Source organism: Solibacillus sp. FSL H8-0538, from assembly GCF_038003525.1.
GTDB lineage: Bacteria > Bacillota > Bacilli > Bacillales_A > Planococcaceae > JBBOPI01.
Genome location: NZ_JBBOPI010000001.1, coordinates 1,384,631 through 1,403,885 on the forward strand (window position 1 = coordinate 1,384,631; position 19,255 = coordinate 1,403,885).

A 19,255-nucleotide genomic window follows, 5' to 3' on the forward strand; every position below is an offset into this window, starting at 1 on the left:
AAGTAAATCTTCTCTACTACTACGTGACAAATACTGTGCCTTCGAAGTCCCCACGATAATATATTGTAATAATCTAATAAGAAGGGAGAGAAATATATGGGTGTAATTTGTCCTTGTGGGGTAATTGTTAATGCAACTAAACAAAGAGAAAACGTCAAATTTGACGGGGTGCGGGGTACGATTACTGGGAATTTGACGTATCTAGCAGATGTTTGTGTGACGACACTTGCTTCTTCTACACTTTCATTAGCATTTGATGATACAGAGACGCCAAATCAATTTAGCTTCTTGTTTACGGCCAATGCCATCACTAGTGTTACATGTGTAAGGGAAGGGCAGAACTGTGTTGTTACAGTAAAAGGTACAGGAACGATTGGAATGCAGGAGTTTTCTTTTGAAGCAACTTTTAGGGATCAAGTTGCTCAAGCGGCGAATGATATTGTTCAAAGCTTTGTAATTAACGGTTTCTTTAATCAAAATGGTGCAGTGCCTGTTGCGCAAGGTTCTATTGTTGCATTAGGCTGTCAGACTTTGTAATAGTAGTGAAACTCTCAGTTGAAATTGACTGAGGGTTTTTTAAAACGAGGAGGAGTTAGGAAATGAAGGCTAGTAGAGGGAGGATTAGCCAATACAAAATATTAAGAGCTGATGAACAATTAAGAAAGCATCTCGTTAAAACGGAACTATTATCAAAGCAATCCTTATTAACAATGTTGGGTGTAAATGAGTCAATTGTCATCAAACCTGTTTATGGTTCAGAGGCAATCTGTATATTTCAAAAAAATAATCTATACCATATTCAAACAAATGACTTGGTGTCAACAGTGCAGGGCAAAGAAGCATTATTTATAGCAATACAAAATGGAATGACACAACAATACTATATTATTCAAAAGTCACCATCTACTAATAAATTATTTCGACAGTTTGTGACAATGCACAGAAACACGCCGTTATCTGAATGGTACGTAGCATCGAAAACGAAGCAGGCACATTCGATCTTCAATCCGCTACTTGCTAGAATCTATTTTAAGAGAATACAGCAGGTAGTCACTCGTACAGCTAAAAGGCTAGGGAAATCGTTTTCAGGTTGCCATACGATTGTGCTAGACATAGCATTCGATTGGCGTGGGAATATATGGATTTTTGATACGGTCCTTCATTTTCCGAACAGTAAGTGGAGCCAGTATCATGTATTAAATAGAAAGCGAAAAATTCGTAAATATTTGCCTAATACAGATTTACTGACGCAAGAAACGTTTCACCAATATTTACAACATTATAAAGCCATCATTCTGAAACCATGCATCGGTCAAAATGGAAAAGGAGTCATTCAAATTAGTCAAAAAAGTGACTTGACCTATGAAATTCATGTAGGAATAAAAAAGGTAGTGAAACCGAGCTTGGATGAAGCGTTTCATTTTATAAAAAAGACCTATTTATTCAAAAGCGATTACATTGTACAACAAAAAATTACATTAGCTACGATTAACAACTGTCCAATTGATGTACGTGTAGTAACGCAAAAGGTGAGTGCAGCGTGGAAAGTAACAGGAAAGATTGTAAAAGTCGCGGGCGAACAGTTTATTATAACGAATGCAGCGCAGAAATTACTAACGTTAGATCAGGCAATACAGGATGCAAAAATCCCACAAATTCATGCCAAAAATCTCGATGCTCGGCTGAACAAGATTAGTTTGCTTGCTTCAGAGCTGTTGGAAGAAAACAATGGAGAGCTTTCTATTATTGGCTTTGACATCGGCATGACAAAAAGGGGGACCTTGTGGATTATTGAAGGCAATATGGTTCCTGACGTCAAGATGTTTAATAAATTGGAAGATAAAACAATGTATAAAACGATAGTGGATGTTAGAAATGCGAAAAAAAAGTGAGTTTATATCCAATCATCAAAAAAAGCTGTTCATACTATACTAGGTGGAGGTGTTATCTTGAAACAGTTACTCGTGAAGGATATTCAGAAATTACTGCAAGGAGAATTACTAAATGGTTCAGTGGATTGGCATGTCAGGCATGCGATTTATTATGAACGGCATGATTTGACACATTCCAATACACTTATATTTGTAAATAAAAATGATTCAATCAACTGGCAAGCCATCAATAATAAAGGGCCTTCTCTTGTCATTTCCGATAAACCTATTAATGAGCTAAAGAATGCGCTTGGTAATACTACCGTTATTAGAGTGAGGAGTATTATGCAGGCATACTGGACATTTATCGATTATTACCGAGGCCTTTTTCAAATACCCGTTGTTGCATTAACCGGAACATGTGGGAAAACAACGACGAAAGAAATGATTAAATACATCGTAAGTAAGGAATGGCCGGTGCAGGCATCTGTAAGCAGTAAAAATGAGCCCCGTCAATCATTGCCTTATTTAACTGGTATCGAGAAGGATACAAAAGCAGCTGTGTTCGAGCTAGGTCTAGGAAACACAGGGAATATTAAACATCAATGTATGATATACAAACCTACAATTGGCATCATTACAAATATCGGTGTGCATCATTTAGATGGATGCAAAAATCTAGAAGGTTATATAAAGGCAAAGTCAGAAATTGTAGAAGGATTATCCAATGAAGGTACATTAATAATCAATGCAGATGATGAAAATACGAAAAAAATTCCATTGCACAGCTTTAAAGGTAAGGTTATTACGTTTGGTGTACAAGGACAGGCAGATTTCAAAGCCGCCAATATTCAATTCACAAATAACGGTATGAAATTTCAACTCCATGTGTCCAATAAAACCTATTCTGTGTCTGTTCCTGGATTCGGTGAACACCAAGTTTATAATGCACTAGCTGCCATGGCGGCTGTAAAAGAAATGGGATTGACGATCGAAAAAGCCATCGCTCATTTAAGATCATTTAAACAAATGGCAAGACACTTAGAGTTTTCAAGTGGCATAGAAGGAAGTACCATTATTGACGATACATGGACAAATAACCCTACATCTGTTGAAGCAGCATTGAAAGTTTTGGATACGATAGGAAAAGATAAAAAGGTAATCCTCTTACTTGGCGATATTAACCGACTAGGTAACTTCGAAAAAAAGTATCACCGTGAAATTGGCACGATGGTTGCAAAAAGAAATATTCATATGCTTATTACAATTGGAACAAAGGCAGAAGAAATAGCCAATCAAGCGATAAAAGAGAGAACAAAGGCAGAGGTTCATATTTTTAAAGATGTCACAGGGGTACTCGATGTACTAAAGTCAAAGATCGATAGTGATACGATTGTGCTCATAAAGGGCCCTATGTCTAGTAAGTCCATGATTGAATTTGCAAATAGCTTAAAAAAATAGCTTAGAACAAGAAAAAGAAGCATCCACTTTAACGTTATGGAATGCTTCTTTTATTTGTATATGTTCTTGATAACGCGGCGTGCAGTTACGTAGTTTTGTTGCACCAAAGTGGTACTTAAGTTTTTCTTCCCTACATTGCCTGATGTCATACTAATATATTGATTGTTTCCAAGATAAATGCCTGTTTCCGTAATCGTCTTCCCGCCATTATTTGTTGAGAAGAAAATATGTTCGCCTTTTTGCAGTTGTGATATTAATACGGCTTTCCCAGCTAATGCTTGTTTACTTGCTAATTTATCCTTTAAATCAATTCTATGCTGTTTAAAGACACAGTACGTAAAGCTAGCACTCGTAAATGTGAGTGAAATTTCGTTTTATGAATAGCTGAATTTTGCTTTTCCAATAAGGCTTGATGTAGTATTGATAAATTTATCTGAAGTTCCAGATGGTAAGCTGACAGTCGGAACTGAGCTTTCTTAAAAAACTCGTTTTGCTGTAATATAATGCTCATTGTAATAGTCAACTAACAGTACTCTTGTAATAACACCATCAGAATTTGGAATAATCAGACGATGGTTACCCGCATAGATAGCTACAAGAGAAGGAGTTTTAGAACCTTTTACACTATTAAAGAACACTAAATCCCCCTTCTTTAAATTGGCGCGTGAAACAGTCTTTCCAAGGTTCATTTGCGCTTTTAAGTTCGTAGTACCCAAATTTACGCCACTTTTTTGATAGACGTACTCTACAAATCCAGGGGCTGTAAAGCGTAGGTATTTTTCATTATTCGTTGTGCTAATTTTTACTTTGTTTTTTAAATCATAAGCGTTTTGAACAATCTTGTCACCTTTAGTTGCTGGATTAGCTGACATTAAAGTAGGTAATACTCTTCGGGCAGATACATAATTTTCTGTATAATATGGTTTGCTATTTAAGTCAGAAATGACGATATTTTGCTTAGAGTCAGCCATGTGTATCATTTTGTTGTTACCAATATACATACCAACGTGATCAGGATCTGTTCCTGTCTTTTTACTCTTAAAGAAGAGTAAATCCCCTTTTTGTAATTGATTTCGCGTAACATACGTACCTTGTTGGATCATATAATTTTCGTTATATGTCGCAAGATCTACGCCGTTTTTTTCGAAAATGTACATTAGAAATGTAGCACAAGAGAATTTGTATGGAGCAGTAGGCTTGTACACTGTATTACTATACGTTGACTTACCTATTAAGCTTTTACCTGTTTGAATTAGCTGGTCCGCTTTCGCTGCAACGGCTTGATTGTTATTTTGTGTATTTGTGGTTGCAGCCTCTACTTCTATTGGTTGACTTGTTCCTGGTAACATTCCCAACGAACTAAAACCAATTGTAAGTGCAAGTGTCGTCTTTAAAAAATATTTATTCATGCTGTGTAATTCCTCCTAGAAGTTTTCGTAGAACTAATAAAATCATAGCATGCAAAAGTGTTGTTTCAGGAGGTAAATGTTTCCATGGTTGTTTTGGAGGGCCTGTAAACCTTGATATGAAGGGCTTTGTTGATGGAGTTTACAGTTTGATTAAAAATATTACAAATTAACATATTAAGGACTAGAACCATAGATTATGGAGTACGTGAGTGAATAGTACTTCTATTAATTTATGTCCGATAAATAGGGTTTAGTTCATCTGAGATGATGTAAAGTAACTTGGAAAAAAAGCTCTATGAATATATTTAGCAAGGGTGGGGAAGCGTTTCGTTTATTGCGAGAAATGTGAGATAATTCTTTTAAATAATGATTTCAACTGGGGGAAGAAAAATGGAATTTGTAGCAATCGATTTTGAAACAGCTAATAGTATACGATCTAGTGTTTGCTCAATTGGAATCGTAAAAGTAAAAAATGGCAAGATTCAGGAAGAACTACACTCACTTATTAATCCATTGAGTGAATTTCACTATTACAATACGAAAATTCACGGTATTACTGAGGAGATGGTATCTAGTGCACCTACATTTGAGGAGTTTTGGCCTGAATTTAAACATTTCGTCGAAAATCAAACAATTATTGCACACAATGCTAGCTTTGATATCGGTGTGCTTCGTGAATCTTTAAAACGCTGTCATGAAGTAACACCAAATTTTGACTACGGATGCTCCTACCAAATTGCTAAAAAGGTTTGGCCGGATTTATATAATCATAAGCTGTCTACAGTATCAAACTACTTAAATATTAGCTTAAGACACCATGATGCATTAGAGGATGCGCGTGCTGCTGCTTTGATAACATTAGAAGCATTGAAAAAAACGAAAACAAATTCTGTTCATGAATTAGCTAAGTTAAACAAACTAAAGATTGGGGCATCAAACGAGGTAGCTAAAAGGACAAGCCGTTCGAAACCTCGTTATTCAGATGCTCAAATTTACTCTCTTGTAAAGCCCTCCACTACACCGAGGAGTGGGCATCCGTTTAATGGAGCAATCATTGTGTTTACTGGGGAGATGGTTGCGATGACGAGAATACAAGCAGCTCAATACGCAGTGGATTGTGGCGCAAATTGTACAGGGACTGTAGATAATCAAACGAATTATTTAGTAGTAGGCGATCGTGCATTGGACAAGTATGTGCAAGGTATAAAGAGCACAAAAATGCAAAAAGTGGAACAGATGATTTTGCAAGGGTATAAAATTGAAATCATTGTCGAACAGGATTTTATAAAATTAGTCAAAATGTGAATGAAAGAGGTCGTATTTAACATTTTACATGTTAAATACGACCTCTTTTTGTTTTTTCACCTGAGAGTAAATGTCTGTTTTATTTTGAATGAATAATACTTATTAAGTTCGGTACGTTTCTTATGCACTATATACTGTGTTGGAATTACTATTTTGCGCTTATGATACGGTGAACCGTATCATAAGTAAATGAGGTTTTTAAAGTAACCGCCAAAACATTATATTAATAGTGTTTTGGTGGTTTAATTTGTTAAATCATTCCGAGTTGTATGCGAAAATAGAAGAACAGACGTTTACTCCGATAAAAACCTTAATTTAATGAACCACACTTAGACCATTCAAGGTGAATCGTATCATAAGAAAATACTGTTAAGAAAAGAACCACCTAGAACGTTGAATTAACAATGTTTTAGGTGGTTTTCGTTTATCCAAATTCAAAAATGTCTGTTTTAAATAAGTGCCTGTCACTGTTCGTTTTCTAATGAAAAATTCATTATTTATCGGGAAATGACAGGCACTATTGCCTGTCGATGAGCTACAGGCTTTTTTCTTCGTTGGTTAATAGATTTTGGATAACTTGGTTTGTTATATTTGGTACTATTTCTAATGAGTATTTCATTTCCATTCTTTCAAGTTTCTTGTGAGCATCCAAACCATATGGACCGATATTAATAACAGGGACATTTATATCTCGGATATCTTGAAACTCGACATAGTGTTTTGTGCCCCAACCAGGGTTATTTGTCGAAACGGCGTTGATGCCATCTTCATCATCACTTAGAGCCATAAAGCTCATATCAGAGATATACGGGAAAAAGTTTCGAGTAACAATTGGATGTGGATATTCTGGCTGTATTGTCTCCACTGCTTTATCAAGCGCGCTAATTAAGTTAAGCTCATCAGTTGTTTTCCCTGTCACTTCAATCCTTGGAGAGTATAGGGAAGAGTAAAATAAAATAATAGCCGGATCTTTATCCTTCATCCATTTCCAGGCTTCCTCGACAACTCGTGCAGCAAACATTCGCGTATCTAATACCGTATTTGTCAAGAGGACTTCTTTAAATTCATTCATGTGTACAATGTATGAATCACCGTTTTCTTTGATTAATAATTGTTCCATTTCTTCAAATGTAACAACTCTCGGCTTCCAAGGGGGCGAAACAAAAGGTTCGCCACTAATTTCACTGTATTTGTGATACCTCTCTTCAAAAGTAGCAAGCGCGTTGGCAAAAGCGATCATGGCTTGATCTTTAAGCTTGACCAGTACGTCTTTTGGAGACCAAGAGTGAATAAAGAAATTATAATAAACATAAGAGGATAGTGCTGTTTGAACGGTATAAGATGGTTTTAAGTCCGTTTGTTTTAATGATACGGGCGGAACTGTCGTTTCTCCATAAGCCTCGTTACAAAGCTCAGGATTATAGTTTATTTGCTTTGTCAGTTCGGCAGCGATAAAGTTAGGATCCAAACCTTCAAAAGCTGAACCAACATGTGTTTCTGCACCGGTTATAAAAAATGATGGCAGCAGTTTGCCAACTGTTCCTTTATAGATATAGCGATTTTCATCTCCTTCAAAGCGGGGTGAAACGAAATCAGAATTGATGGCTGCAATATATTTAAAACCATGTTCCTCTTTCCATTTTTTCAACGTTTTTAAAGAGGAAAGAACTCCGTGTGAGCCGTCTTCCTCGTCACATTCTGCTAACAACAAAATGTTGCCGTCCAGTTCCTCAAGATGTTCGGAATAGTACTTTAAGAGATAGAGATTGCTAGCAACGCCGCTTTTCATATCAAGGACACCACGGCCAAACAACCAATCCCCGGATTCTAAATGTTCTTTGGCTGAAGTAGGTAATTTTTCCTTTTTCAATGCTTCCATTAGGTCATCTGGAGAACAGGCATGTTCTTTCAACTGGTTGAAATCATCGATCCCGACCGTATCTATATGGCCCATTAAAATAATTGTGTCGTTGCTATTTCCTTTTTTTCCTTTAACAAATGCCATAACATTATATCGTTCTTGATCATCGTTTATAGTCTTCTCTAAAGTTACTGACCCAGGATTATGTAAAAAGTATGGTAATGAAGAGATGGTCTGGAATAAAGAATGGGCGATTGTCCCCTCGCCAGTTGTATTTACGATACTTTCTATGTTAACAAGCTGTTTCGTATAAGTAAGTATATCATCACGGCAATTCAACATATGACTTCCTCCTTTTTTTGCATGTTATTTTATCAAAATGTAACTTAAGATATAAACCTCGTCAAGTGTACAGCCATAAATTTCTATTGTACTATGCGAAATATTCTACTATAATGGACAAAGTTATTAAATTTCATATCAAATCCTCATCTTTAGCATTAGGTGGGGTAGAGGTCGCGATTTATAAAAGTATCCTATTGGAGATTTAGTGAAATCTAGGAAAATGGGAAAAAGGATGAATCGCCGAAGCATTTTGAAATCACTATTTTCAATTTAGCTGGGGCTGCACTCGAATAGGGGCAGAACTGTCACAATTCCTTTGAATTGTGGAGAACTATCACAACAAATGCAAAGAGATGAGGGTGTATTTAAAACACTGTCAAATAAAAGCGACAGTGTTTTTTTTATTTCAAAGGAGGAACACAAATGAAAAAGTTTTCAATTTTTTTAGTGGCGGCAATGTTGTTGGTTTTATCCGCATGTGGCACGCAGAAAAGTAATCAAGGAGAAAAGGAGACAACAAGTGGATCTGAAAATGAGTTAGTCAAAGAAGGATCATTAACATTTGCGATGACAGGGCAGTATCCGCCATTGAACTTCAAAAAGGATGGTAAGTTGGCTGGATTCGATGTGGAAATTGGAACTGAAATTGCTAAACGAATGGGGCTTGAGGCGAATCCTGTAACAAATCCTTGGGAAACAATTATTCAAGGGCTAAAGGCAAATAAATATGATGCGATTATCGGAAGCATGACCGCAACACCTGAACGTGATAAGCAAATTGATTTTACTGAACCGTATTATCTGTCAGGTGCACAAATCTTTGTTGCAGAAAACAATACGGATATCCAGTCAAAAGAAGATTTAAAAGGTAAAACAATCGGAGTTATTCAAGCAAGTACTTGGAAAAGTATAGCTGAAACATTAACATCCCCTAATAATGTAAAGGGCTATCCAGTTGACGTTAATGCACTTCAAGATTTGGCACTTGGACGCTTGGATGCGGTTATCACCGATAAAATTGTTGGTGTAAGTGCAAAAAATGAAAAAGGCTTAAAAATCAAACCTATTGGCGATTTGTTAAATGAGGACCGCGTGAGTATAGGGATCACTGAAGGAAATAAAGATCTCGCAAACAAAATCAACGATGCACTTCAATCCATGATTGATGATGGCACATACGAAAAAATTAGTATGAAGTGGTTTAATACAAACATTATGGAAAGATAGCTATTAGTATTTCAAGCAAGCACCTTTTACTAGGCGCTTGTAATATAAAGGAAGGAGGCTGGTCTCATGGATTTTTTACAAAATATCGTGGATATTTTTAGTGAACATGGAGTTGCCTTTTTAAAAGCTTCTTGGATGACGATCTCGATAACGGCTATTTCCTTGCTGTTTGCGATGATTATTGGACTTGTTTTTGCTTGTTTTAAAATTTCTTCAAAGAGGATCCTAAATTGGATTGCCGATATTTATATTGGAATTATCAGGGGAACGCCTCTCATTGTTCAGCTTATGTTTTTGTATTATGGGTTGGCCAATATAATTAATTTAGACAATTTCACAGCAGGTGCATTGGCATTGGGTATTCATACCGGTGCTTATATTGCAGAAATCTTTAGAGGATCCGTACAATCAATTGATCGCGGACAGATGGAAGCAGCAAGGTCTTTAGGAATGTCTTCCTCTCTTGCAATGAGAAGAATTATCTTTCCACAAGCTTTCAAAAGATCCATCCCTCCTTTGGCCAATCAGTTCATTATTGGCTTAAAGGATTCTTCCCTTGTCGCTTATATTTCGGTAATAGATTTATATAACACAGCCCTAGGAGTCCAGGGAGAAAACTATATGCCATTTGAAACCTATTTTGTCGTCGGAATTTATTATTTAGTAATTGTGCTTGTTTTCACTTGGATTGCTAAACGAATTGAGCAGAAAATGGATGTTAGCAAACCTAAGGAGGTTAATATAGCATGATTGCAATTCATAATCTTTCAAAGTCCTTTGGAAAGCTTGAAGTTTTAAAGAATATCAACTTAAGTATAAATGAGCAAGAGGTAGTTGTTTTAATCGGTGCAAGTGGTTCAGGTAAAAGTACACTACTTCGATGCCTAAACTTTTTAGAAGTGGCACAAAGCGGTGAAATTTTCATTGATTCAGAAAAAATAGATATAGCAAAAACGGATTTAAATAAAGTAAGAGAAAAAGTAGGAATGGTGTTCCAACACTTTAATCTTTTCCCTCATAAAACCGTACTTGAAAACATTATTGAAGCACCGATTTTTGTTAGAAAAAAGGCGAAAAGTGAAGTTATTGTAAAAGCAAAGAAACTCCTTCAAAAGGTAGGGTTAGAGGATAAGGCAAACTATTACCCCGAACAGTTATCAGGAGGACAAAAGCAGCGTGTAGCGATTGCAAGAGCATTGGCGATGGAACCGAAAGTTATGCTTTTTGATGAGCCGACTTCCGCCTTGGACCCTGAGCTAGTCGGTGAAGTCCTTCAGGTTATGAAAGATCTCGCAAGTGAAGGGATGACGATGGTGATTGTGACCCATGAAATGGGCTTTGCAAAAGAAGTAGCAGACCGGGTCATCATGCTTGCAGACGGCAATATTATTGAAGAAGGACATCCAAGCGATATTTTTGCTCAGCCAAAACATGAGCGAACACAAAGGTTTTTGAATCAAATATTATAAAAATGGAAAATCTACCTTCTGCTTTATCGGAAGGTAGGTTTTTTCGCTATTAGACATGTTGCGGAGAACCGTACCACAAATAAATGAGGTTTTTTCTTTTTATAATAATCCCATTAATAAAAAGTATAGCTTTAAGAAATAAAAATGAAATAGGTGGAGTATTTAGAATATAAAAACGGTCTCATTCGTAAACTAGTCATTTTATGACCTACTTTTTATGCAGATAAGAAAGTATAACTTTCTTATCTGCATAAGTAAGGACATCATCTCTCCCTAAATTGGGCGAGATGTGTCTTTCTAATCTTCTACATTACCGAACCGGCTAAATACATTAACATGTGGAACTTTTCATCCTTAACATGATAATCAAAAAAAGGTCCAGGATCTGTACAATAACCGATATTTTCGCTTTGTATTATTTGAAATCCATTAACTAATAAATTCTCCTCTATGTAATTTGGAAATAAAATGTGTTGGTGAGAATCTGGATATATGGATGAAATATTTCTCAATGATTTGGACGAACTATCATAATAAGAGTACCCCCCAACGATGATTGAATCGCTGTGGAAACGGTTTTTTAGAATACGTATAGGAAACTGTGGATTGAGTAATGAAAAATCATTTGTTGTTAAACTGTCCACAAAAACATCGATACTAAGGGGTTTCAATGGCAGGTTTAAATCGGAATTCAAAATATAAAGTACGTTAAGTAAAGGATTGATACCTTCAATCCTTTTTCTAACCTTCTTGAGCATCGCAAGTGAGTAGCCGCTGAATACATAGGATGCACACAAGTCGAAATTGTCAATGTATTTGGGTAGTGTCACAAAGGCATCAATGTTGGTTTCCACAATTAATTTGTTTTTCAAATCTATTTTTTGCAGTGCTTTTTGAAACCAAAAGTTACTTTTTTCAAACAAATTTATCATTCCGTGATTCATCTCTTTAATTGTTTGTATGTCGTAAAAATAGGACGGATATGGAGAAGTCTCATACAAGTTCGCGGTGATGATAATACCTTCTTCAATAACTGCTTCGTAACCACAAGTACAAGTTAAACATCCTTTTTGAATGGAATTATTATTAATCGACACATCTTTCATTTCAAGTGGGATGTGGCACTTTGGACAATAGAGAATATTTACAAAGGCTAGCGGGACTCCTGTTAAATTTTCCCTTTCGGATACAGGATAACTGGTATGAACCGATTTTTCAATTAATTGGATTGCCCTTGATAATTCATTTTTTTTCTGGATTAGCTGGTTTTTTTTATCAATTAGCAAGGTGTTGTAGTAGTCGATATCTTCATGGTCCATGAAATTTGTAACACGCTGATACGATAGAATTTGTTGTATTTCTTGAAGTGAAAAATGGAGTTTTTTTAGCTTAGCAATAAAAGCCATATCATCGTGGCTCGATTGATTCATTTGATACTGGGTGTTTTTTTTGTCCGGAAGTAACAAACCAAGCTCGATGTAATAACGAACAGTATCGTTTGATACATCGAAAATCTTTGCAAATGTACCGATTTTCATAGATTTCCCCCCTAATAAAAAAAGTGGAGTTACTCCATTTTTTTTTGGAAATATGTCTAAAAAATGAACAAAAGACTATTGACTTTGAGTCAGCACCAAATATTATGATAGCTCTATTAAGTCTGAATAGTCAGAAAAGTTTTGGGATTATTGTAACATATCAGTCAACAAAGGAGAAGAAATACTATATGGATAATATGGATCGAATGGATACGCTTTCATTGTGGAAAGCGACTGAAAACAGCTATAAAAAAGAAAAGTCTCTTGAAGGAAATGTAGAGGCAGATGTTGTCATTATTGGTGCAGGATTTACAGGCCTTTCTTCTGCGTACCATTTACAGAAATTAGGTCGAAGCGTTATTGTGCTTGAACAAGAATCGATTGGATATGGTGCCAGCGGTCGTAACGGTGGAATGGTATTACCAGGCTATAAACCAACAATGCAGGAGCTTTCTAAAAAATATGGACCTGTCGAAGCGAAACAACTAAATGATCTTTCATTGCTTAGTGTTGAACTAGTAAAAGAAATTATAGAAGAGCATCAAATTAACTGTGATTTTAGAAGGACGGGTCATATTGTAACAGCTTTCAAGGCGAAACATTTTGAAGGATTGAAAGCTGAAAGCGAATATTTAAATAAAAATTTCGGTTATGAATCAAGTGTACTTGATAAAAGTCAGTTACATAAAGAGATTGATTCTCCAATTTATCATGGTTGCTTAGTTGACAATTCAAGCTACTCATTCCATCCGCTGAACTATGCAATTGGTTTGGCAGAAGCCGCTAAATCAGTTGGCGCGAAAATCTTTGAGTTTTCGAAAGCATTATCAATTGAATATGGTCAATCAAGTGTGAAAGTTGTAACAGAAAATGGGGTTGTTACTGCGAGGGATATTATCGTGGCTACAGATGGCTACTCCGGAAAAATCATAAATGAGTTAAACAAAGGTGTACTCCCTGTTTCAGCACGTATGATTGCTACAGAACAGCTTCCGGAATCACTGTTGAATACCATCATCCCTAAAGATCGTATGGTTTTCGATACAAGTAACTTCCTATACTATTTCCGTCGTACACCTGATAATCGAATGATTTTTGGAGGGGGGGATATCCGACCAAACTTAGGAGATAGCGTCTACCAAAGTGTTTATGATGCTATGGTGACAACTATGCCAAAATTGGCTGGAAGCAAGATCGATTACCAATGGGGTGGCTTTATTGGAGTAACTATGGACACTTTTCCAGTGGTAGGTAGGTCTAAAGAAGGTGCCTATTTCGCAACAGGTTATTCTGGACATGGAGCATCGCTTACTACGTTGTTCGGTAAGTTATTGGCTCAATGGATTGTTACGGGAGATGCAGGAGGATATCGTTTTGAAAAGGAACGTCTAAAAACAATCCCATTTTATAATCAAAAAACGATGTTGGTAAACCTTGCACATATTGGATTCAAAGTGCTAGATAAAATTAGATAAAGGAGAGATACTAATGAACATTAACATGTTTATTGATGGAGAATGGAGAGAATCGTTATCAGGTGGAAGAAAAGACATTTTAAATCCAGCAACTGGAGAGGTGATTGCGTCGGCTGCTAGTGGAACCGTAGAAGATACAAAATTAGCAATCAAGGCAGCTCGTGGAGCGTTTGATAGCGGCATCTGGTCAAATTTATCAGTAGATGAAAGAGCTGATTATCTTTATAAGATAGCAGATCGTCTTGAAGAAAAGGCGGCAGAAATAGCACTCTTGGAAACAGAAAATAACGGTAAGGTTATTCGTGCTACTACAAATGTGGATATTCCTGTTACCATTCAAACCTTCCGCTATTATGCAGACCAGATCAAACTTATGGAGCAGGAATCCTATACCCGCGCTGACTCTTCGGAAACGATTATTATTCAGGAACCGGTAGGTGTTTGTGGTTTGATTGTACCATGGAACTTTCCACTTATGATAGCTGCTTGGTCTATTGCTCCGGCCCTTGCCGCAGGAAATACAGTTGTCCTTAAGCCTGCTGAAGTCACACCTGTAAGCGTATACAAATTATTTGGAATTTTTGAAGAAGTCGGTCTTCCAGCAGGTGTGGCCAACTTGATTTTAGGACCTGGGTCCAAAATGGGGAACGAGCTTGCTGAGAGTTTTGAAGTTGACAAGGTGGCCTTTACCGGCGGAACACAAGCGGGACAAAGCATTTTGCGAGCTGCTGCTGGCAATATGAAAAAAGTCACGCTTGAGCTAGGGGGGAAATCACCACTAATTATATTTGACGATGTGGATTTTGAAACGGCAGTCGAAAATGCCATGTTTGGCATTTTCCACAATGCGGGTCAAGTTTGTACAGCCGCATCTCGTTTACTAGTACATGAGACTATTTACGATAGGTTTGTAGAGAGATTGGCAGAACGTGCAAACAAAATTGTAGTTGGCAATGGGGAAAGTGAGACCATTGAAATGGGGCCACTTACAAATGAATCCCATATGATTGAGGTTTTACATTACATTAAATCTGGAATTGAAGAAGGCGCAAGATTAGTATGCGGTGGTAATCGCATAACAGAAAATGGGCTCGATCAAGGATTTTTTATTGCTCCAACGATCTTTGCAGATGTAAATCCGAACATGCGTATTGTAAAGGAAGAAATTTTTGGTCCAGTTCTTGTTGTAGAGAAATTTAAAGATGAGGAAGATGCAGTCCGAAAAGCGAATGATTCCATTTATGGATTAGCGGGTGCTGTATTTACTGAAGATATAGATCGCGCAAGACGTGTGGTTAGTAAATTGCGAGCGGGAATTACTTGGATTAATAGTTATCACCTAGCTTATGTTGATAGCCCTTGGGGAGGGTATAAGCAAAGTGGAATTGGAAGATCATTGGGTGCTATTGGGCTGGAATACTTTATGGAATTGAAGCAAATTAATATTCATCAGAAAGCTAACCCTGTAGGCTGGTATGCGAATTAACGGTTTAACTTGCTAATAAAATTGAATATATAGGAGGATATATCTATGGGAAGAGAAGGGAATCGTCCCTCGGTAAAGAGAGATCAAGCAGAGGCAATAAATAACGTGGAGTATGATTCAATACTAGGAACAAAAAGTATTCCTTCACTGTATTTTCGGTTTGCTTTAGCAGGAATTATGGCTAATTTGATTCTTGGGGTTGTAGCTGTTATTGATGGCCATTTCGTCAGTTATTTTTCGGTATTAGAAGTTGAAGGGATCGGTATTGGTTTCACAGTTATGGTTATTACTCGTATGGTCGGGGTTCTTTTTGGAATAGGAGCTGGAGCAGTTATTTCTCTCCGACTAGGAAAAGGGAAGATTGAAGAAGGTAGATCAATAATGGGTCAAACTCTGTGGTTCACCCTATTCTTTTCTATTTTGCTAGCTGTAATAGGATTGGTCTATGAAAAAGAATTGATGATATTATTTGGGGCAAGCAGTGAGTCTCTCTCTTATGCGGTGGAATACAGCCGTCTTTTATGGATTACACTGCCCATAACGATATTAGCTGTCGTACTTAGTATATTAACTACTATCGACGAAAAACCTTTATTATCCATGAACAGTTGGTTGTTGGCTGCTCTTGTTGCCGGAGCTACAGAATGGGTGTTGGTCACGAAATTTGATATGGGAATGATGGGTTCCTCATGGGCCAATACAATTGCGCAATCGGTTCCTGCTCTACTAATATTTTATTTCTGGTTTGGTAAAACAAAACTGAAGCCAAAAATGAAAGATATTAAGATTAAACTTAAAAAAATCGGTGAAGTAGTTTGGACGGGATTTGCCTCTTTCTCAGGTCAACTTATGATGTTTTTTGCCATAATTTTCATGAATAATTTACTTCAAGAATACGGTGGTGGGCTACATGTAGCCGCTTTCACCATTCAAAATGGATATGTTACAAACCTGCTTGCCTTAGCAGCGCTCGGTGGAATGACAGGACTTCAACCAATCATTAGTTATAATTACGGTGCTGGTAATTATGATCGTGTTAGAGATGCAATCAAGTTCGGACTAATTTTTACGACAGCATTCTTTGTAATAACTACAGCTATGCTCATCATTTTTGCGGATCCAATAGTGACATTTTTCGCTGGCGGAGATCCAGAATTACATCAACTAGGCGTCTGGACAACTATCATTTTTAATTCATTGTTTACATTTAATGCAATTAGTATGCTTATCTCCGGCTATTACGAAGCACAGGAGAGAAACTGGACAGCAACATTTATTAATGTAAGTAAAATGGTATTGTTTGCGTTCCCGTTCATGTTTATCTTTCCGAAATTCTGGGGTGTGGATGGTATCTGGTACTCATTTCCCGCAGCAGAAATTCCTGGCGTTCTCATCGCCCTTTATTTTATAAAAAAGGAATTCAAATATTTAAATGAGATGAGTGCGAATAAGGAATTCAAGTATTTAAATGAAATGACTACGAAGAAGCTAAGTTTATAGAACTCTGCTAATCTATCAAACGAAAGAGAGATGTTAATAATGTTTTTTGCGAGAGAAGTAACAGATGAAGAAGCTAAACAACTAAGTGTTGATACGTGGGAACCATGGATAGGTGAAACGGATAAAGGAATGTGGCACCTAGAAGAACAAGAGGTTTTCTATGTAACAGATGGAGAAGTGTTCATTACCGTTGACGAAAAAAAATATCATCTTACGAAGGGATGGGTAGCTTCATTAGCTAAAGATCTTGTCTGTGAATGGGATTGTCCTGTCCTTGTAAAAAAGAATTTTATATTAAACACTGAAATCTATTTAAAATAAATATTGGAGGTTTACCATGGAAGTAATAAAAGTGGAAGCTGAAATTGTATTTGTAAATGGAGAAGTTATCACAGTAGATCAAAAGAATACTGTAACAGAGGCTGTAGCTGTTAAAGATAATCGCATCGTCTTTGTTGGGTTAAATCATGAGGTTAGTAGTTTCATAGGAGGAAAAACGAATGTCATCGATTTGCAAGGAAAAACACTTCTTCCAGGATTCATAGATTCTCATATTCACCTAACGTTTTATGGGTTGAATCAGCTGGCGATAAATTGTAAAGCTGAACATATCGATTCCATTGAGATTTTATTAGATGTTTTGAAAAAGAAATCCTTAGAAACGCCTAAGGGTGAATGGATACGGGCTGTTGGATTTAATGAAACTGTTGTAAAGGAAATGCGGTATCCAACAATCGCTGAACTGGATGCAATTTCAGTAGAACATCCTATTATGATATCACGCACTTGTAACCATATAAGTGTCTTAAATAGTAAAGGACTGGAACTAGCGCAAATAAACGAGAATACACCAGATCCTGCTGGTGGGATTATTGAAAGAGATCTAGAAGGAAGATTAACAGGAAGATTAATTGAAGCAGCAAATATGGAAATGCACGAGGTTGCAAGTTATTCAGAAGATGAACAAAGACAGGCTGTAAAAATTGCATCAGATCATTTCATTGCTTCGGGCTTAACAAGTGTACATGAGGCTGGAGGACAAGGTTCTGATAGTTTTCGCATACTGCAACTGGCTGTGAAAAGCAGGGATATTCGTGTCAGAGTATACGCAATGATATGTCAGATAAATAACTCCCAAGAATTTGTTCATAAAATGGTAGAAGCTGGTGTGGTAACTGGTACAGGAGATGAAAGATTTAAAGTAGGACCGGCAAAAATGTTTACAGATGGGAGTAGCACGGGACCTACCATTGCGACCCGTGAGCCATACGACAGTGACCCAAACAATTATGGCATTCTTTATAAAAGTGAGGAAGAAATTTACCGAGTTTTAGGAGAAGCACATAAAAAAGGATATCAACTCACTGTACATGCACAAGGTGATAAAGCCATTGAAATGTATTTAAATTGTGTAGAAAAGGCGATGGAGGAATCACCAAGAAAAAACCATCGACATCGGATTGAGCATGCGGGAATCTCATCGCCGGATTTACAAGAAAGAATGAAAAAACTTAATATTATACCGATTCCAAATCCTCCATTTCCGTATGAATTCGGAGAGATTTATGTTAGGCATTACGGTGATCGCGTTCAACATATGTACGCTGTCCGTGATTTTATTGATCAGGGGATCATAGCAGCAGGTGGATCCGATGCGCCAGTTACTGAAATTAACCCTTTATTAGGAATTCATGTTGCTGTTAATAGAAAAAGCCAGTCGGGTATGGATATTGGTTCCAGTCAATCCGTAAGTGTTATGGAGGCTATTAAACTATACACATGGAACGGTGCTTATGCGAGTTTTGAAGAAGATATAAAAGGGAGCATAGAGGTTGGGAAGTTAGCTGATTTAGTTATCCTTAATAACAGCATTTTAAATGTCAGCCCAAACCAAATTAAAGATATAAAAGTAGAAACAACTATGATCGATGGGGAAATTATCTATTATAAAGAAAATTTTGTGGAACTAAATCGAGTATAGATTATTAAATTATGGCATGCGGAATACTCCTATACTCCAGTTTTTATGTACAAAAATTCCGTGATTTGTGCCTATTATATTATCACGGTGAACCGTACTATGAACTGAACCCCGAATAGTGGACACTTTAAAAAAAGTGGACCTATTCGGGGATTTTTGTGTTTTTAAAAGGCAAAATCCCGTTATACTATCATTTAACAATTAGGAACTGATGATACTCAAGAGTAAAATTATCTTTAACGAACAACAGATTCGACAACTAGAATTAAATCCAAACGTGGCAACAGTGTCTGATCTTGCCATTCAATAGACAGCAGAATTTAAAAT

At 36.8% G+C, this 19,255-nt stretch carries 16 protein-coding genes and 1 riboswitch; of the genes, 12 read left to right on the top strand and 4 right to left on the bottom strand.

The features are described from left to right. Window positions 1-96: 96 nt before the first annotated feature. The 3 genes from MHH87_RS06505 to MHH87_RS06515 all read left to right on the top strand — a co-directional run bounded on the left by MHH87_RS06505 (window position 97) and on the right by MHH87_RS06515 (window position 3,332). Entirely contained in the window at window positions 97-537 is a 441-nt protein-coding gene (locus tag MHH87_RS06505) for a hypothetical protein (RefSeq protein WP_340748514.1), read from the top strand. Window positions 538-599: 62 nt separating this feature from the next. Beyond that, entirely contained in the window at window positions 600-1,892 is a 1,293-nt protein-coding gene (locus MHH87_RS06510) for a YheC/YheD family protein (protein ID WP_340748515.1), read from the top strand. A gap of 57 nt (window positions 1,893-1,949) precedes the next feature. After that, window positions 1,950-3,332, top strand: coding sequence for a UDP-N-acetylmuramoyl-tripeptide--D-alanyl-D-alanine ligase (locus MHH87_RS06515; RefSeq protein ID WP_340748516.1), 1,383 nt, complete (start codon window positions 1,950-1,952; stop codon window positions 3,330-3,332). A 50-nt stretch (window positions 3,333-3,382) separates the two neighbouring features. Here the strand turns inward: MHH87_RS06515 and MHH87_RS06520 are convergent, their stop codons facing one another. Continuing rightward, window positions 3,383-3,700 carry a C40 family peptidase gene (locus tag MHH87_RS06520; protein ID WP_340750911.1) on the bottom strand — a complete coding sequence of 106 codons (318 nt, stop codon included), beginning with the start codon at window positions 3,698-3,700 and terminating at the stop codon, window positions 3,383-3,385. 108 nt (window positions 3,701-3,808) lie between these two features. Beyond that, window positions 3,809-4,741 carry a C40 family peptidase gene (locus MHH87_RS06525; RefSeq protein ID WP_340748517.1) on the bottom strand — a complete coding sequence of 311 codons (933 nt, stop codon included), beginning with the start codon at window positions 4,739-4,741 and terminating at the stop codon, window positions 3,809-3,811. Between the two features lie 390 nt (window positions 4,742-5,131). Between MHH87_RS06525 and MHH87_RS06530 the strand changes: the two genes are divergently transcribed. Beyond that, window positions 5,132-6,046: an exonuclease domain-containing protein gene (locus tag MHH87_RS06530; RefSeq protein ID WP_340748518.1), complete on the top strand. Its 915-nt coding sequence runs from the start codon at window positions 5,132-5,134 to the stop codon at window positions 6,044-6,046. A gap of 535 nt (window positions 6,047-6,581) precedes the next feature. On the opposite strand, the gene MHH87_RS06535 is transcribed toward MHH87_RS06530, so the two are convergent. Next, window positions 6,582-8,249: a M20/M25/M40 family metallo-hydrolase gene (locus MHH87_RS06535; RefSeq protein WP_340748519.1), complete on the bottom strand. Its 1,668-nt coding sequence runs from the start codon at window positions 8,247-8,249 to the stop codon at window positions 6,582-6,584. Between the two features lie 160 nt (window positions 8,250-8,409). Further along, a riboswitch (Lysine riboswitch) is annotated at window positions 8,410-8,594 on the top strand. A gap of 81 nt (window positions 8,595-8,675) precedes the next feature. Here MHH87_RS06535 and MHH87_RS06540 point away from each other — a divergent pair. The 3 genes from MHH87_RS06540 (at window position 8,676) to MHH87_RS06550 (ending at window position 10,948) form a co-directional block, all read left to right on the top strand. Continuing rightward, a complete protein-coding gene (locus tag MHH87_RS06540; RefSeq protein WP_340748520.1) occupies window positions 8,676-9,479 on the top strand; it encodes an ABC transporter substrate-binding protein in 804 nt (267 codons plus the stop codon). 66 nt (window positions 9,480-9,545) lie between these two features. After that, window positions 9,546-10,229, top strand: a complete 684-nt coding sequence (locus MHH87_RS06545) for an amino acid ABC transporter permease (protein WP_340748521.1) — start codon at window positions 9,546-9,548, stop codon at window positions 10,227-10,229. Then, window positions 10,226-10,948, top strand: coding sequence for an amino acid ABC transporter ATP-binding protein (locus MHH87_RS06550; protein ID WP_340748522.1), 723 nt, complete (start codon window positions 10,226-10,228; stop codon window positions 10,946-10,948). The genes MHH87_RS06545 and MHH87_RS06550 overlap by 4 nt, the downstream gene beginning before the upstream one ends. A 305-nt stretch (window positions 10,949-11,253) precedes the next feature. Here MHH87_RS06550 and MHH87_RS06555 read toward each other — a convergent pair whose 3' ends face one another. Continuing rightward, window positions 11,254-12,486, bottom strand: coding sequence for a MerR family transcriptional regulator (locus tag MHH87_RS06555; protein ID WP_340748523.1), 1,233 nt, complete (start codon window positions 12,484-12,486; stop codon window positions 11,254-11,256). Between the two features lie 188 nt (window positions 12,487-12,674). Between MHH87_RS06555 and MHH87_RS06560 the strand changes: the two genes are divergently transcribed. From MHH87_RS06560 to MHH87_RS06580, 5 genes are read left to right on the top strand one after another with little or no spacing between them, the layout of a single operon-like run. Then, complete coding sequence (locus tag MHH87_RS06560; RefSeq protein WP_340748524.1) at window positions 12,675-13,961, top strand: NAD(P)/FAD-dependent oxidoreductase; 1,287 nt, start codon at window positions 12,675-12,677, stop codon at window positions 13,959-13,961. 13 nt (window positions 13,962-13,974) lie between these two features. Continuing rightward, complete coding sequence (locus tag MHH87_RS06565; RefSeq protein ID WP_340748525.1) at window positions 13,975-15,447, top strand: aldehyde dehydrogenase family protein; 1,473 nt, start codon at window positions 13,975-13,977, stop codon at window positions 15,445-15,447. Between the two features lie 45 nt (window positions 15,448-15,492). Next, window positions 15,493-16,947: an MATE family efflux transporter gene (locus tag MHH87_RS06570; RefSeq protein ID WP_340748526.1), complete on the top strand. Its 1,455-nt coding sequence runs from the start codon at window positions 15,493-15,495 to the stop codon at window positions 16,945-16,947. Between the two features lie 39 nt (window positions 16,948-16,986). Then, complete coding sequence (locus MHH87_RS06575; protein ID WP_340748527.1) at window positions 16,987-17,268, top strand: cupin domain-containing protein; 282 nt, start codon at window positions 16,987-16,989, stop codon at window positions 17,266-17,268. Between the two features lie 16 nt (window positions 17,269-17,284). Further along, window positions 17,285-18,928, top strand: a complete 1,644-nt coding sequence (locus MHH87_RS06580; RefSeq protein WP_445683083.1) for an amidohydrolase — start codon at window positions 17,285-17,287, stop codon at window positions 18,926-18,928. Window positions 18,929-19,255 lie beyond the last annotated feature (327 nt).